This window comes from Sphingopyxis sp. PET50, assembly GCF_025244705.1.
Taxonomy (GTDB): Bacteria; Pseudomonadota; Alphaproteobacteria; order Sphingomonadales; family Sphingomonadaceae; genus Sphingopyxis.
In genome coordinates, this window is the sequence record NZ_CP104207.1 from 1,022,670 (window position 1) to 1,038,096 (window position 15,427).

The 15,427-nt window shown below is 65.8% G+C and carries 15 protein-coding genes; 9 read left to right on the plus strand and 6 right to left on the minus strand.

Going from position 1 to position 15,427, the window contains the following annotated elements:
- The first annotated feature begins 53 nt into the window (after positions 1 to 53).
- Complete coding sequence (locus tag N0A20_RS05285; RefSeq protein WP_260582928.1) at positions 54 to 1,790, plus strand: copper resistance system multicopper oxidase; 1,737 nt, start codon at positions 54 to 56, stop codon at positions 1,788 to 1,790.
- Positions 1,790 to 2,665, plus strand: a complete 876-nt coding sequence (locus tag N0A20_RS05290; protein ID WP_260582929.1) for a copper resistance protein B — start codon at positions 1,790 to 1,792, stop codon at positions 2,663 to 2,665. Before N0A20_RS05285 ends, N0A20_RS05290 begins: the two co-directional genes overlap by 1 nt.
- A gap of 50 nt (positions 2,666 to 2,715) precedes the next feature.
- On the opposite strand, the gene N0A20_RS05295 is transcribed toward N0A20_RS05290, so the two are convergent.
- Together N0A20_RS05295 and N0A20_RS05300 are read right to left on the minus strand one after the other, a co-directional pair.
- A complete protein-coding gene (locus N0A20_RS05295) occupies positions 2,716 to 3,054 on the minus strand; it encodes a YnfA family protein (protein WP_260582930.1) in 339 nt (112 codons plus the stop codon).
- Positions 3,051 to 3,464 (minus strand): helix-turn-helix domain-containing protein, encoded by a 414-nt coding sequence (locus N0A20_RS05300; protein WP_260582931.1) that lies wholly within the window; start codon positions 3,462 to 3,464, stop codon positions 3,051 to 3,053. The genes N0A20_RS05295 and N0A20_RS05300 overlap by 4 nt, the downstream gene beginning before the upstream one ends.
- Before the next feature lie 69 nt (positions 3,465 to 3,533).
- Between N0A20_RS05300 and N0A20_RS05305 the strand changes: the two genes are divergently transcribed.
- On the plus strand, positions 3,534 to 4,151 hold the full coding sequence (locus tag N0A20_RS05305; protein ID WP_260582932.1) for a cation transporter: 618 nt from the start codon (positions 3,534 to 3,536) through the stop codon (positions 4,149 to 4,151).
- A 13-nt stretch (positions 4,152 to 4,164) separates the two neighbouring features.
- On the opposite strand, the gene N0A20_RS05310 is transcribed toward N0A20_RS05305, so the two are convergent.
- Positions 4,165 to 5,880 (minus strand): sulfatase-like hydrolase/transferase, encoded by a 1,716-nt coding sequence (locus N0A20_RS05310; RefSeq protein ID WP_260582933.1) that lies wholly within the window; start codon positions 5,878 to 5,880, stop codon positions 4,165 to 4,167.
- Positions 5,881 to 5,947: 67 nt separating this feature from the next.
- Complete coding sequence (locus N0A20_RS05315) at positions 5,948 to 8,218, minus strand: TonB-dependent receptor (RefSeq protein ID WP_260582934.1); 2,271 nt, start codon at positions 8,216 to 8,218, stop codon at positions 5,948 to 5,950.
- Between the two features lie 354 nt (positions 8,219 to 8,572).
- On the opposite strand from N0A20_RS05315, the gene leuC reads away from it, so the two are divergent.
- Entirely contained in the window at positions 8,573 to 9,994 is a 1,422-nt protein-coding gene (gene leuC / locus N0A20_RS05320; RefSeq protein WP_260582935.1) for a 3-isopropylmalate dehydratase large subunit, read from the plus strand.
- A 198-nt stretch (positions 9,995 to 10,192) separates the two neighbouring features.
- Here the strand turns inward: leuC and N0A20_RS05325 are convergent, their stop codons facing one another.
- Complete coding sequence (locus N0A20_RS05325) at positions 10,193 to 10,513, minus strand: 3-isopropylmalate dehydratase small subunit (protein WP_260582936.1); 321 nt, start codon at positions 10,511 to 10,513, stop codon at positions 10,193 to 10,195.
- A 617-nt stretch (positions 10,514 to 11,130) separates the two neighbouring features.
- On the opposite strand from N0A20_RS05325, the gene N0A20_RS05330 reads away from it, so the two are divergent.
- Complete coding sequence (locus N0A20_RS05330) at positions 11,131 to 11,451, plus strand: MarR family winged helix-turn-helix transcriptional regulator (protein ID WP_260583830.1); 321 nt, start codon at positions 11,131 to 11,133, stop codon at positions 11,449 to 11,451.
- On the opposite strand, the gene N0A20_RS05335 is transcribed toward N0A20_RS05330, so the two are convergent.
- Positions 11,448 to 11,906 carry a MarR family winged helix-turn-helix transcriptional regulator gene (locus tag N0A20_RS05335; protein ID WP_260582937.1) on the minus strand — a complete coding sequence of 153 codons (459 nt, stop codon included), beginning with the start codon at positions 11,904 to 11,906 and terminating at the stop codon, positions 11,448 to 11,450. The two genes, N0A20_RS05330 and N0A20_RS05335, sit on opposite strands and share 4 nt — an antisense overlap.
- 158 nt (positions 11,907 to 12,064) lie before the next feature.
- Here N0A20_RS05335 and N0A20_RS05340 point away from each other — a divergent pair, with 158 nt between their 5' ends.
- The 4 genes from N0A20_RS05340 to N0A20_RS05350 all read left to right on the plus strand — a co-directional run bounded on the left by N0A20_RS05340 (position 12,065) and on the right by N0A20_RS05350 (position 15,421).
- Positions 12,065 to 13,435, plus strand: coding sequence for an AMP-binding protein (locus tag N0A20_RS05340; protein WP_409574729.1), 1,371 nt, complete (start codon positions 12,065 to 12,067; stop codon positions 13,433 to 13,435).
- Positions 13,344 to 13,700 carry an AMP-binding enzyme gene (locus tag N0A20_RS20030; protein ID WP_312846637.1) on the plus strand — a complete coding sequence of 119 codons (357 nt, stop codon included), beginning with the start codon at positions 13,344 to 13,346 and terminating at the stop codon, positions 13,698 to 13,700. The genes N0A20_RS05340 and N0A20_RS20030 overlap by 92 nt, the downstream gene beginning before the upstream one ends.
- 76 nt (positions 13,701 to 13,776) lie before the next feature.
- A complete protein-coding gene (locus tag N0A20_RS05345; protein WP_260582938.1) occupies positions 13,777 to 14,904 on the plus strand; it encodes an alpha/beta hydrolase family protein in 1,128 nt (375 codons plus the stop codon).
- Between the two features lie 154 nt (positions 14,905 to 15,058).
- Positions 15,059 to 15,421 (plus strand): phosphotransferase, encoded by a 363-nt coding sequence (locus N0A20_RS05350; protein ID WP_260582939.1) that lies wholly within the window; start codon positions 15,059 to 15,061, stop codon positions 15,419 to 15,421.
- The last annotated feature ends 6 nt before the right edge of the window (positions 15,422 to 15,427 follow it).

The following is a 15,427-nucleotide window of genomic DNA, read 5'->3' on the forward strand; positions in this document are numbered from 1 at the left end:
GAAAGCATCGGCCATCGGCCGATGGTTCGGGCCATGGATTCAGGACGAAACCCATGCATCACCAACTGACGCGGCGCGGCTTTGTGGCCAGCGCCGCCGCGCTCGGCGGCGGGCTTGCCATGCCGCTTTGGGCGCAATCGGGCCATGCCGGCCATCTCGCCGGTCCGGGCACCCTCTCGAGCAAGGATATCCGCCTGTCGATCGGGCACATGCCTTTCCGGCTCGGGAAGCGCAGCGGCCATGCCGTCACCGTCAACGACAGCCTGCCCGGACCGCTCATCCGCCTGCGCGAGGGGCAGACCGCGCGCATCCACGTCACCAACACGCTCGACGAGGACACGTCGATCCACTGGCACGGCCTGCTGCTGCCCTTCCAGATGGACGGCGTCCCCGGCATCAGCTTCCCCGGCATCCGCCCGCGCGAGACCTTCACCTATGAATTTCCGGTGCGGCAGGCGGGGACCTATTGGTACCACAGCCATTCGAACATGCAGGAGGCGATGGGCCTCTATGGCGCGCTCGTCATTGATCCCGCCGGGGCAGACTATGCGCCCTACGACCGCGAACATATGCTCGTGCTCGCCGACTGGAGCTTCCTCCATCCGCATGTCCTGCTGAAAAAGCTCAAGCAGCAGGGCGGCTATTTCAACCGGCAGAAACAGACGCTCGCGGGCCAGCTTGCGGGCAAGGACCAGAAGGGCGCCGACCGCCGCATGTGGGGCGGCATGCGCATGGACCCGACCGACATTTCGGACGTCACCGGCAGCACCTACACCTATCTGGTCAACGGCCACGACAGCGACGGCAACTGGACCGGCCTGTTCGCACCCGGCGAGCGGGTGCGGCTTCGCATCGTCAACGCCTCGGCGATGACCAATTTCAACATCCGCATCCCCGGCCTGCCGATGACGGTGGTGCAGGCCGACGGCCTCGCGGTGCAGCCGGTCGAGACCGACGAGTTCCAGATCGCGGTCGCCGAAACCTATGACGTCATCGTCATGCCCCCCGAAGCGCGGCCCTATGGCTTCATCGCCGAGGCGCTCGACCGTTCGGGGCAGGTGAGGGCGACGCTCGCCCCCGCGATGGGCATGGTGGCGCCGATCCCGGCGCTTCGCGACCGCCCGCTGCTGACCATGAAGGACATGGGCATGATGGATCATGCCGCGATGGGGCATGACATGGCCGGCATGGACCATGGCGCGATGAAGATGCGCGACAAATCGGCCGCGCCGGACATCGCCTATGGTCCCGGCGTCGCCACCGTCTCGCCGATGCCGATGGACCGGCTCGGCGACCGGCCGACCGGGCTGGAGGATGTGCCGCACCGCGTCCTTACCTATCGCGATCTCAGGTCGCGCGATCCCAGCCCCGACGACCGCGCGCCGTCGCGCTCGATCGACGTCCATCTGACCGCCAACATGGAACGCTATATGTGGTCGTTCGACGGCGTGAAGCTGTCGGAGAACCCCGAGCCGATCGCCTTCCGGCACAACGAGCGCGTGCGCGTGAACCTGATCAACGACACGATGATGCCGCATCCGATCCACCTCCACGGCCATTTCTTCGAGGTGGTGACGGGCAACCCCGGCCATCACCCGATGAAGCACACGGTGAATGTGCTTCCGGGCAGCAAGGTCAGCTTCGACCTCACCGCCGATGCGCTCGGAGACTGGGCCTTCCACTGCCATATGCTGATGCACATGCATACGGGGATGTTCCGTGTCGTCACCGTGCGGCACGAAGGCGATTCCAGTCACAGCGGCCACGGTGAGCATGGGGGGCATCAGTGATGCGCGCCCTCCTTCTCCTCCCGCTGCTGGCGCTCGCTTCGCCCGCAGCCGCGCAGGACCATAGCGGCCATGTCATGCCCGAGGCGCCCACCGCCGACCCGCATGCCGGTCATCGGATGCCGACCGACACGCCCGTCGGCGACGCCCCCGCACCCACGCCGCCGACCGACCACGCCGCCGATGCCGTCTACGACCGCGCCGCGATGGAACGCGCCCGGGCAATGCTGACGCGCGAAAGCGGCGGCATGTCTTTCTCGAAGATCACGCTCGACCTCGCCGAGGTGCAGATCCGCGACGGCGCGGACGCTTATCGCTGGGAAGGCGAGGCCTGGTTCGGCGGCGACATCGACCGGCTCAAGCTCAAATATGAAGGCGAGGGCGAATGGGGCGGCGCGCCCGGCCATGCCGAGGTGCAGGCGCGCTATTCGCGGGCGATCGATCCCTGGTGGGACGTCAGCGCCGGCATCCGCTACGACATCGCGCCGAACCCGTCGCGCACCTATGCCGCGATCGGGATCGAGGGCGTCGCGCCCTATTGGTTCCACCTCGAAGGCACTGCCTTCGTCTCGACCAAAGGCGACGTTCACCTGCGCGCCGAGGGCAGCTACGATCAGCGCATCACCCAGCGCCTGATCCTGCAGCCGCGGGTAGAGGCGAATGCCGCGTTGCAGGACGTCCCTGAACTCGGCATCGGCGGCGGCCTCTCCGATGTCGAACTCGGCCTGCGGCTGCGCTACGAGATCGTTCCCGAATTCGCGCCCTATGTCGGCGTCGAATATGCCCGCAAGATCGGCGACACCGCCCGCTTCGCGCGCGCGGCGGGCGAGGGCGTCGGGGGCGCTAGCTTCGTTGCGGGGGTGCGGCTCTGGTTCTGATCTCTCACACATCGTCATTGCTTCGCTGCGCTCGCAATGACGAACTTGGTCTATGTCCGCCCCGGTCCCCACAGGATCAGCGCTGCGCCGCCAAGGCAGATCAGCCCGCCGAGCAGGTCCCACCGGTCGGGCGACACGCCTTCGACCAGCCTCAGCCATACCAGCGACGCGACGATGTAAATCCCACCATAGGCCGCGAACGCGCGTCCCGCCGCTTCGGCCTCGACCCGCGTCAGCGCAAAGGCGAAAAAAGCCAGCGCCAGCGCGCCGGGCGCCAGCCACCAGGGCGACTTGTCCAGCCGCAGCACCGTCCAGAAAGCGAAACAGCCCCCGATCTCGCCGAGCGCCGCGAGGATGTACCAGCCGATCGTCGCCAGCGGCGCAGTCATGCGTGCGGGCTTTCGCACAGCGCATGATCGCCCAGCGCCTCGATCACCCGGCAGTCGCCCGCCAGCCCGCCGCGGCAGCGCCCGACGATCCGCGACAGCTCGCCGCGCAACGCTTCGAGTTGCGCGATCTTCGCCTCGACCTGCTCCAGATGGCCCGTCGCGATCCGGTCGGCCTCAGAGCATTCGCGCTCGGGATGATCCGACAGGTCGAGCAGCGACCGAATCTCCTCGATCGTGAACCCCAAGTCGCGCGAATGGCGCACGAAGGCGAGCCGCGAGCGGTGCGCCTCGCCATAGCTGCGATAATTGGCCGCGGTGCGATGCGGCGCGGGCAGCAGCCCGATGCGCTCGTAATAGCGGATCGTCTCGATATTGGCGCCGGTGGTACGTGCGAGTTCGCCGATTTTCATGCCTTGACCCTGTAGTTGCTACAGGGTGCATATAGGCTGTCGACTCGAAACCCCAAGGAGATTCGGCAAGTGTCCGATCAATGCTGTGCCGGTAAGAGCGGAACGACTGCGCTCAACGACCCCAAATGGCGCCGTGTCCTGTGGATCGCGCTGATCGTCAACGCGGGCATGTTCGCGGTCGAGATCGTCGCGGGCGTCGCGGCGGACTCGCGCTCGCTTCAGGCCGACGCGCTCGATTTCCTCGGCGACGCCGCCAATTATGCGATCAGCCTCGGCGTCGCCGGCATGGCGCTCGCCTGGCGCGCCCGCGCCGCGCTGTTCAAGGCGGCGACGATGCTCGCTTTCGGCCTCGGCGTCCTCGCCGCGACGATCTGGGGCTTCATGAGCGGCACGGCGCCGCATGCCGAAACCATGGGCATCATCGGTGTCTCGGCGCTCGTCGCCAACGCCGCCGTCGCGCTGATGCTGTACCGCTGGCGCACGGGCGATGCGAATATGCGCTCGGTGTGGATCTGCTCGCGCAACGATGCGATCGGCAACCTCGCGGTGCTCGCCGCCGCGCTCGGCGTGTTCGGAACGGGGCGCGGATGGCCCGACCTCGTGGTCGCCGCGATCATGGCCGGCCTCGCCATCTGGGGCAGCCTCGAAGTCTTCCGCCAGGCGCGCGGCGAACTCGCCGTCGCCTGACGGCAAGGGGACGTCAGCCCGGCCGGTTGTACATCTCGGTCGGCCCCGGATATTCGCGGCCGTCGTCGAGGCCGACACCGATTTCGCGATCGGCGAGCGCGTTCACCATCGCGTTGAGCCGCATCACCTCCTTGCGATGCTTCGGATCGTTCGCGAGGTTGACGATCTCCTTCGGGTCGGCGTGCGTGTCGTAAAGCTCGAGATCGTTCCTTGCGCTCAGCGTCTTCCAGTCCTTGGGCTGGTGATGGTGCGCGGGTGCGAAATAGCGCGCGAATTTCCAGCGCCCGTCATGCACCCCGCGATGCAGGCGGCGCTTCTCCAGGTCATAGATTTTCGAATAGTCGGGGATGTTTTCGCCCGGCGGGCGCGGACCGACAGTCTTGGCCGAGGCGGGCTCCCACATATGCGCGACGGCGTAGTTGAAGAAATGGCCGCGCTTGTCGCGCTCGGTCGGCGCCGCCGGTGACGACAGCAAAGCCGATACATCGACGCCCGGCAGATTGGGAAAGCGGTTCCGCCCTTCGTCGGCCGACAGCCCGGCGAGCGTCATCAGCGTCGGCGCGATGTCGATCGCGCCCATCAGCCCCTTCGTCGACTGACCGCCCTTCACGTCGGGGTGGGCGATGATCATCGGGATATTGGTTTCCTCGCGGTACATGGTGCCGGCCTTCTGGCGCAGCCCGTGCGCCGCGGCGCGCTCACCATGGTCGCTGGTGTACAGGATGATCGTGTTGTCGATCTGGCCGCTCTCTTTCAGCGCCCACAGCAATTGCCCCAGCCGCCGATCGACGTCGCGCAGGCAGTTGTAATAATAATTGTTGAAGCGATGCCAGCTGTCGAGATCGGTCAGCGGCATCGGGCCATAGAAAAGGTCGTTGAGCCGCTGGATGCCGCGATGCGCCTCGGGCTTGGTGCTGAGGTCGTCCTTGTAGAAGCTTTCGGGCAGGTCGAACTTGTTGTCGATCTCGTAAATCGGGTCGCCCGGCTCGCGGCGCAGCGGGCCCAATATGTCGGGATGGGTGCGATGCTTCGCCTGCTCGCCGGTCGCGTCATAGAACATGATGTCGTGCGGATTGATCAGCCCGACGACCAGGAACCAGGGCTTGCCGCCCGCCTTGTCGCGTCGCACGAAGTCGAAGATGCTGCGCGCGGCGTCGCCCGCGACGAACATGTCGGCGCGATAGCCGTCCCAGGTCAGCCCCAGCTCCTCGCCGTCGAATCCATAGTCGTGGAAGCCGTATTTCTCCATCGCGCGCTCGGTGCTCGGATAGATGCCGCCCGGCACGCGGTTCCAGTTGCGCTCGAAATTCATCCGGCTGAGGTGCCACTTGCCCTTGTAGCTGGTGTAATAGCCCGCCGCCTGCATCATATGGCCCAGCGTCGGCATATCCTCCGCCGCGACCGGGTTCGGCGCATTGTCGCTGTTGAGGAACAGCCCCGTCTGCTGGGTGTGGTGCCCCTGAAAGATCGTCGAGCGCGACGGGGTGCAGGGGGTCGTGTGAACGTGATAATTTTCGACCAGCATCCCGCGCTCCATCAACTCGCGGTGATGTGGCAGCTTTTCGAGCAGCCCGGCGGGATAGCTGGCAACACTCTGCTCCTGATCGGTAACGATCATCAGGACATTGAGCTTTTTTCCGTTCTTCGCCAGCGCCGGCATCGCCAACCCCGCCGCCGCCATCGCTCCCATGCCGCCGACGAAGGTGCGGCGATCGACATTCCAGCTCATCTCATTCTCCCGGCATCCGTTTAGACGATCCGCGGCGCCCGCCCAAGGGCGCCGCGGACGATGGGCGTCAGAATTTGAACGACAGGTCGACGCCGAATTCGCGCGGCGGCTGATAATATTGGCTGATCGGAGTCGCGCCGGCATTGGTCGCGCCCGATATGACCTCCTGGTCGGTCAGGTTCGAACCATAGAGGGTGACTTTCCAACGGTCTTCCTCGCCCGCGAGCGCGATGCTGGCGTTGAGCAGCACGACCTCGTTGCGATAATAGCCATCGGCGTTGCTGCGGCCCCAGGTGTTGAAGCGCGCCGAATAACGGGCATCGCCGTGCAGCTTGATCTCGCCGAACGAGACCGGGATCGCATAGTCGGCCGACAGGCTGCCGCTCCACTTCGGCGCATTGGCAAGGTCGAGCCCGGTCGAATCGGTCGGCACCGCGAAGGTGCCGTTGGGTACGCCGTTGATCAGGATGGGCGTCGCCGGTCCGCACTGGCCAGGCTCGGGCGCGCCGTTCGTGAACACGCCGTTGGTGTCGGCGCAGAAGTCGGTGTAGCGCGCGTGCAGATAGGCGAGGTTGGCGCCGATCGTGAAGCCGTCGGCGGGCCGGAGCAGGCTCTCGACCTCGAAGCCATAGATTTTGGCCGCCGCGACATTGGTCGTGATATTTTCCGCGCGCACCGCGCCCATCTTGGTCACCGCGCTTTGCAGGTCGCGGTAATTGTTGACGAAGCCCGCGACGTTCAGGCGCAGCAGCCGGTCGAACAGGTCGGTCTTGGCGCCGACCTCGAACGCATTGACGCGCTCGGGGTTATACGGCCCGACATTCTCCGGGATGGTGCCGCGCGAATTATAGCCGCCGGCCTTGTAGCCCTGCGAATAATTGGCGTAGACCATGACGTCGGTGTTGATTTCGTAATTCACCGTCAGACGCGGCGTGAATTCCGACCAACTCGCCTCCAGGCTGCTCGCGAAGGACGAGGTCTGGACGCCGTTGACCAGCACCTGCGTCGCGATGTCGTATTTCTTGTTGTCGTGGCTGTAACGGCCGCCGATCGACAGCGTCAGCCCGTCGGCGGGATGCGCGTTGACCAGCGCGAACAGCGCATAGCTTTCGGTGTCCTGGTGCAATTGCGCCAGCGTCGTCGTGGTCGGCGTCGCGAGCACGGTGTTGAACTGGCGCCACTGGTCGGTCTGGTAATAGGCGCCGACGACGAAATCGACCGGCTCGCCCGCCGGAGAGACGTAACGCAGCTCGCCGCTCTTCGACTCGCCCGAAAAATCGCGGGTGACGTCGAGTTGCGGCGCGGGCGTGATCAGCCCGTCGAAATCGCCGCGCGTCAGATAGGTCAGGTGGCGATATCCGACCACCGAGCTCACCGTGCCCCAGCCCACATCGAGGTTCGACGACCACGACCCGCCATAGGTTTCGGTGTTGGCGATCGGGTCGAACAGCACCGCCGACTTGCGCACGTCGGTCTTCACGACGTCGGGCAGCAGGTCCCAATTCGGATCGCCATTGTCGAGCACATGCGGCGCCGGGCCGGTGGTGTCCTGCTTCAGCCAGTCGAGCACCAGCGTCGGATCGAACGCGCCGCCATTGTCGAATTCCAGCGCGCCGCGCACCGACTTCACATTGGCGCCGTTCAGGCGATTGCCGGTGATCACGTTGCGGCTGTAGCCGTCATAGTCGCGGAAATTGACCGAGACCTTGGCGGCAAGCGCGTCGCCCGCGAAGCGCCCGGTGTTGATCTTGCCGCGGAACTGCTTCAGCCCATAGGAACCGAGGGTCACACGCGCTTCGCCGCCGAAATCGTCGGCGGGGCGCCCGGTGATGACGTTGATCGTGCCGGCCAGGTTGTTCTTGCCGAACAGCACGCCCTGCGGGCCTTTCAGCACCTCGATCCGCTCGACGTCGAACAGGTCGAGCATCGTGCTCGACACGAAGGGGATATAGACGCCGTCGATGATCGTGCTCACCTTGGGGTCGGCATTGGGGTCGGGGTCGGCGGTGCTCATGCCGCGGATCGCGATCATCGGCACGTTGGCGACCAGGCCCTGCGTCTGCAGCACGACGTTGGGGGCCAGTCCGTTCAGGCTGGTGATGTTGGTGCTGCCGCTCGCCTCGACCATCTCGCTGTTGAAGGCCGAAATGGCGATCGGCACGTCCTGCACGCTCTCGGACCGGCGCTGCGCGGTGACCAGTATCTCGCCATAGGTTTCGTCGGTGCCGGCGCTATCCTCAGGCGCGGCCGTATCGGCGGTGTCGGCATCCTGTGCCATGGCCGGGGCGGCCGTCAGCGCGATCGCGGCGGTCGAAAGCAAAAGCAAAGCGGTTTTCATAAATCCTCCCACGGGGAGGTCGTCGGCGTACCGTGTCCGTGCGTCATCGGCGGCGGAACTGCGGCGGGCGCTTCTGACCTCTTCAGTCACGGAACGAATGTGAATTTCGGCGCAGGCCGTGCTGCCGTCGACGCGGGATATCTGACGTATCCTCGGCTCGCGCCGTCGGCTTTTCCTCGTTCCTGCGCTTAGCCATATCACTATGGAATAATACTTCAAGTACTAAGTATATTTTTCCCGGGCGCCGAAAATCAACGCAAAACCGCTTGCGCAAGACGGCTACGCGATCATATAGTTAGATATCTAAGGATTTTTGGCGATTCCGCATGCGGGCGCTCGGCAGGGCGAGACAGCATGGCAGGCACGGCAAGGGGCCGAACGCTCTACGACAAGATCTGGGACGCGCATGTCGTCGCAGAGGACGACGGCGAATCGATTCTCTACGTCGATCTCCACCTGCTCCACGAGGTCACGTCGCCGCAGGCCTTCGCCGGGTTGGCGAAGGCCGGCCGGACAGTGCGGCGCCCCGAACGCGCGCTCGCGCTGTCCGACCATAATGTCCCGACCGAAGGGCAGGCGGCGGGTCCCGACGGCGTCGCCGATGCCGAGGCGCGCGCGCAGTTGCGGGCGCTTGCCGCCAACGCCGGCCGTTTCGGCGTCGAATTTTTCGCGATGGGCGATCCGCGCAACGGCATCGTCCATGTCGTCGGTCCCGAACAGGGGCGCTCGCAGCCCGGCATGACGATCGTCTGCGGCGACAGCCATACCTCGACGCACGGCGCGTTCGGTGCGCTCGCCTTCGGCATCGGCACCAGCGAGGTCGAACATGTGCTGGCGACCCAGACGATCCGCCAGCGCAAGTCGCGGGGCATGCGGATCACCGTGAACGGCGAGTTGGCGCCGCATGTCTCGGCCAAGGACCTGGCGCTGCATCTGCTCCGCACCATCGGCGTCGATGGCGCCGCCGGTCATGTCGTCGAATATGGCGGCGCGGCGATCCGCGCCCTGTCGATGGAGGCGCGGATGACGCTCTGCAACCTCAGCATCGAAATGGGCGCGCGCGCCGACCTCATCGCGCCCGACGCGACGACCTTCGCCTATCTCGCGGGTCGATCTTCGGCGCCGGCTGGCGAGGCATGGGGCAGGGCGGTCGATCGCTGGCGCGCGCTCGCGAGCGATCCCGGCGCCGCTTTCGACCGCGAACTCCACATCGACGCCGCGTCCGTCCGTCAGATGGTCAGCTGGGGCACCAACCCGTCGCAGGTCGTCGCGATCGACGAGGCGATTCCCGACCCCGCGACGCTGCCCGGCGCCGAAGCGCGGGCAAGCGCCGAGCGCGCGCTCGTCTATATGGACCTTATTCCCGGTCGGCCGCTCGTCGGCCAGCGGCTCGACCGCGTCTTCATCGGCAGCTGTACCAACAGCCGCATCGAGGATCTGCGCCTGGCCGCCGCCGTTGCGCGCGGCCGCAGCGTCGCACCACACGTCCGCGCGATGATCGTGCCGGGTTCGGGGCTGGTGAAAGCACAGGCCGAAGCCGAAGGGCTCGACGCGATCTTCCGCGCGGCGGGTTTCGACTGGCGCGAACCCGGCTGCTCGCTCTGCGTCGGCATGAACCCCGACCGTCTCGCGCCGGGCGAGCGCTGCGCCTCGACCTCGAACCGCAATTTCGAGAACCGCCAGGGCCGCGGCGGCCGCACCCATCTGATGAGCCCCGCGCTGGCCGCCGCGAGCGCGATCGCGGGCGCCATCGCCTCGCCCGATATGCTGGATTAGGCGGTTTGGGGGCGGACGGGGACGTTAGAAGGCTGAACTGCTTTCCCCTCCCGCAAACGGGAGGGGCAGCGAGACTTACGAGCTTGCTCGTTAGTCGCAGCGGGGTGGGCATCCGCGACGTCGCTGCCCACCCCCAGCCCCTCCCGCCTGCGGGAGGGGAGATAAACGTCCGCCATCTACCCCGGAGCGGCCCCTAAATCACCCTTCGAACCGGCTAATCGCCGCCTCATGGCGCAGCGTTCGCCCGATGTCGTCGAGCCCCTCCATCAACACCCGCCGGTCGCCGGTGTCGACGGCAAAGCCGACGATCTCGCCCGACGCCAGCCGGATCTCCTGCGCCGCCAGATCGACCTCGATCGGCGCATATTGGGCCAGTTCCACCTCGGCGCGCAGCCGTTCGCACAGCGCTTCGGGCAGGCGGATCAGCAGCAGGCCGTTCTTGCGCGCATTGCTCGCGAAAATGTCGCCGAAGCTCGGCGCGATCACGCAGCGGACGCCGAAATCGCTCAAGGCCCACACCGCATGCTCGCGCGACGAACCGCAGCCGAAATTGCGGTCCGCGATCAGGATCTCGCGCGTCGCGGCAGGCCGGGCGGTTCAGGATGAAATCGCTGCGCTCCGTTCCATCGGGTGCAAATCGCCATTCGGCGAAGAGATGGGTGCCCAGCCCGTCGCGGGTCAGCGCCTTCATGAAGCGCGCCGGAATGATCATGTCGGTGTCGACGTTCGCCAGCGGCAGCGGCGCCGCGACCCCGCGCACCCGGATGAATTCCCTCACCACGGTCTCCGTTCCAATAACTTAGTAATCTAAGTAAATGCGCGAAGGCCGTTTGTCCAATCCTATTGCCGCCTGCCGCCGGAACGGAGACGATAGAGGTTGCCGCCTGAATCTTCGGCCTCTAAGAATTGAGGTTCAGCGCCGCCGCGGCGGCCGCAGGGGAGCAGTGCATTGGCCAGGACAAAAGAGCGGTTTCGGCACCCCGCCGAATATTACACCAACCCCGAAAACAGCATAGGCTATCTCGCGCGGGTCGTGTTCCGCTCTTTTTCGCGGCTGCTCGAGCGCCGCACGCTGACGCACGACGTGTCTGCTGAGCCAATGGCGATTCCTTCGCCAGCTCTGGCGCGAGGACGGCATCACCCAGCGCGAGCTCAGCGAACGGGTCGGCATGCGCGAGCCCACGACCGTCGTCGCGCTCAAGGGGCTCGAAAAGGTCGGCTTCATCACCCGCAAGAAGACGAGCGAGGATCGCCGCAAGACCTTCATCTTCCTGACCCCGCACGCCAAGAAGCTCGAACTCGTGCTCGCCCCGATGAACGCCGACATTCACGAGATCGCGACGCGCGGAATGAGCGACGAGGAGGTCGAGCAACTGCAGACGCTGATGCGCCGTGTGATCGGCAACCTCGCCGACGAGACGCGCAACCTGTCGGTCCTGTCCGACGTGAAGGCCTAGGCGCGCTTCTTCCTCGCCGGTTTCGGCGTCCGTGCGATATTGTCGCCCCAGTCGGCCTCGAGCGCGGCGAGCAGCGTATCGAACTTGTCCTGTCCCAGCACGTCGGCGATCTGCGCGGTCAGCGCGTCCATCGCGCGCTGCGCGTCCTTGCGCATCCGCGCGCCGAGGTCGGTCAGCGCAACGATCATGTGGCGCCGGTCGTCGGGGTCGGGCTCGAGCTGGACGATCCCCAGCTTCACCATCTGGCCGATCGTGTTGTGGATCGCCTGCCGCGACACGCCGATGTTGCGCGCGATGTCCGACGGGCGCACGATGCCGCTGACGATATTGGTCATGATCATCGACTGCGGACGGCTGACATCGGGCCAGCCGCGGTCGTGCAGCCGTGCCTGCAGGCCTTCGTCGAGCCAGCAGAAACGCTGGAACAAGGCGATGATCAACTCGTTGGTGCGCATAATCGCTTGAAAAGTCCCCGTTTGCCGCCGCTCACGCTAGAAGAAGGGGCGAAGCGAAGCAAGGTGGCCCGCCGTTGCAATGTCATAATGCTTAGTATACTATCTTTTGTGCGAAACCGACTGTACAGGCGGGCGCAAGGCAAGGGAGAGAATCGACGATGATGGGGCTGATGCAGGATGTGCCGCTGACGGTCGACCGTATCCTCGACCATGCGGCGAACTGGCACGGCGGCCGCGAGATCGTCTCGCGCGATGCCGAAGGCCGTGTTACCCGATCGACCTATGCCAACGTCCACGCCGATGCGAAGCGCGTCTCGAACGCGCTCGCCGCCGAGGGCATCCGGCCCGGCGATCGTGTCGCGACGATGGGCTGGAACAGCGCGCGCCACCTGGCGGCCTGGTACGGCGCGGCGGGCATGGGCGTCGTGCTCCACACGCTCAATCCGCGGCTGTTCCTCGAACAGATCGCCTATATCGCCAACCACGCCGGCGATCGGCTGCTGATCGCCGATCCCGCGACCGCCGACCTGGTCGAAGAATTGCTGCCGCAAGTGCCGGGCATCGAAAAGGTGATCTTCTTCTGCGACACCGCCTCGCTGCCCAAGACCGGCTTTCCCGCCATCGCCTTTGACGACTGGATTGCCGGGCAGGCCGCCGATTACGCCTGGGGCGGCTTCGACGAGAACGCCGCCTGCGGCCTCTGCTACACCAGCGGCACCACGGGCAATCCCAAGGGCGTGCTCTATTCGCACCGCTCCAACTATATCCACGCGCTGATGACCCTCCAGCGCGACGCGCTCGGCCTGTCAGCGCGCGATACGGTGCTGCTCGTCGTCCCGATGTACCACGCCAACGCCTGGGGCGTCGTCTATTCGGCGCCCGCGGTCGGCGCCAAGCTCGTGCTGCCGGGCCAGCGCATGGACGGCGAATCGATCTACAATCTGATCGAGCGGGAGGGCGTTACTTACTCGGCGGCGGTGCCGACCGTGTGGCAGATGCTGCTCCAGTACATGCAGGAGAATGGCAAGCGCTTCACGACATTGGAGCGCGTCACGATCGGCGGCTCGGCATGCCCCGAATCGATCATCCGCACCTTCCGCGACGATTATGGCGTCGATGTCATCCAGGGCTGGGGCATGACCGAAACCTCGCCGCTCGGCACCGTGTCGGTTCCCAACGCCTCGGTCGCGGCGAAATCCGAGCCCGAGCAGATGGCATACAAGCTCAAGCAGGGGCGCCTGCTTTGCGGGCTGGAGATGAAGCTCGTCGACGATATGGGCAACCGCCTGCCGCACGACGGCAGGACCCCGGGCCGAGCTGATGATCAAGGGCCCGACGATCGCCGGTGCCTATTTCGGCGGCGAGGGCGGCGACGTGCTCGATGCCGAGGGCTTTTTCGACACCGGCGACGTCAGCACGATCGACGCCGAAGGCTATATGCAGATCACCGACCGCGCCAAGGATGTGGTCAAGTCGGGCGGCGAATGGATCAGCTCGATCGAGATCGAAAATATCGCCATGGGGCATGACGCGGTGGCCAACGCCGCGGTCGTCGGCGTCGCGCACCCCAAATGGGACGAGCGCCCGATCCTGCTCTGCCAGCTCAAGCCCGGCGCCAGCGCCACGGCAGCCGACCTGACCCGATATCTCGACGGCAAGATCGCCAGATGGTGGATGCCCGACGACGTCCTCTTCGTCGACGACATCCCGCTCGGCCCGACGGGCAAGATCGACAAGAAGGCGATTCGCGCCGGGCTGGAGGGGTACAAGCTGCCCTTCGAGGTCAGCCGCTAATATGTTCCCCGCTGTCGTCATCCCGGATCAAGTCCGGGATGACGACGATGAGACATGACAAACAGGAGAGAAACTGATGGACCCCAACGGCATCGAGGGACTCGACGCGCAATTCATCGGTCGTGCGCCGCCGACCGCGCCGCGCATCCAGGCGGGCGGTCACCCGTGCCAGGGAATCTATTGGACCGAGGCGGGCAAGCGGCCCAAGGTCGCGATCATCGCCACCCATTATAACGTCGATTTCTCCGAACATTATATCGCGCCCTATTTTGCGCGCCAGGGCTTCGGCTTCCTCGGCTGGAACACCCGCTATCGCGGTTTCGAGGACCAGTTCCTGCTCGAACATGCGGTGCTCGACATTGGCGTCGGCATGAAATGGCTGAAGGAAGAGGCCGGGGTCGAGCAGATCGTCATCCTCGGCAATTCGGGTGGTGGCTCGCTGATGGGCGCCTATCAGGCCGAAGCCATCGCGCCGACGCTCACCGACCGGCTACCATCGGTCGGTCAAGATGCGCTCGCAAGCCTCGTGAAGGGCGACCTCTACATCAGCTTCAACGCCCACCAGGGCCGCCCCGAAGTCCTGACCGACTGGATGGACGCCTCGGTGCTCGACGAGAATGATCCGGTCGCCACCGACCCCGAACTCGACCCGTTCAATCCCGACAATGGTCCGCCCTATTCGGAAGCCTTCATCGAAAAATATCGCGCCGCGCAGCGCGCCCGCAACCAGCGCATCACCGACTGGGCGAAGGCCGAACTCGCGCGCCTCAACGCCGCGGGCATCCCCGACCGCATCTTTCCGATGTTCCGCTGCTGGGGCGACATCCGCTGCGTCGATCCGGCGATCGACCCGTCGGATCGCAAGCCCAACTGGTGCTATCGCGGCGATCCCGCCATCGCCAACCGCACCCCCAGCATCGGCCGCGCCAACACGCTCAAGACCTGGCTCAACATGTGGAGCCTCGAAACTTCGCCGTGCCAGGGCGAACCGCATCTCGCCAAGCACGACACGCCCGCGCTCGTGGTTCAGGGGCTCGCCGACACCGGCGTCTTCCCCAGCGACGCGCGCAAGATCTTCGACTTCCTCGGCTCGACCGACAAAAAGATCGAACTGATCCCCGGCGCGCATTATTTCGAGGACTCGATCGCCGAACGTCAGAATGCCGCCGATCTTGTCGGCGCGTGGATCAAGGAAAAATTATAGTGCGGGATAGGGTTGATCCACCACCTGCTACCCTCACCCTTCCGGCGCTGCGCGCCTCCCTCCCTCTCCCACGGGGAGAGGGAAGGGGCCCGCCGGCAAAGCCGGTGGGAAGGGTGAAGGTGGAGTTGTCTTGAACACGCCAGGATAGCCGCAAATGGAAACGGTAGAAGCCGACATCATCGACGCGCTGCGCGACGCCGGGCTGGCGGGGGAGGGCGAGATCGTCCTCCAGCCGCTGACCGGCGGCGTATCGTGCGACGTGTGGAAGGTCGAGACGCCGTCCGGCCCGATCGTCGTCAAGCGTCCGCTGCCGCAACTCCGCGTCGCCGCCGAGTGGCTCGCCCCCGTCGAGCGCGGGACCAGCGAGGTGCGCTGGCTGCGCCGCGCGCGCGGCGTCGATCCGCATATTGCGCCCGAAGTGCTCGCCGAACTGCCGACCGGCCACGCCTTCGCGATGCGCTTCCTCCCCGGCTGCCCGGTGTGGAAGGACGAGCTGATGGCCAAGCCACATCGATAGCCACTT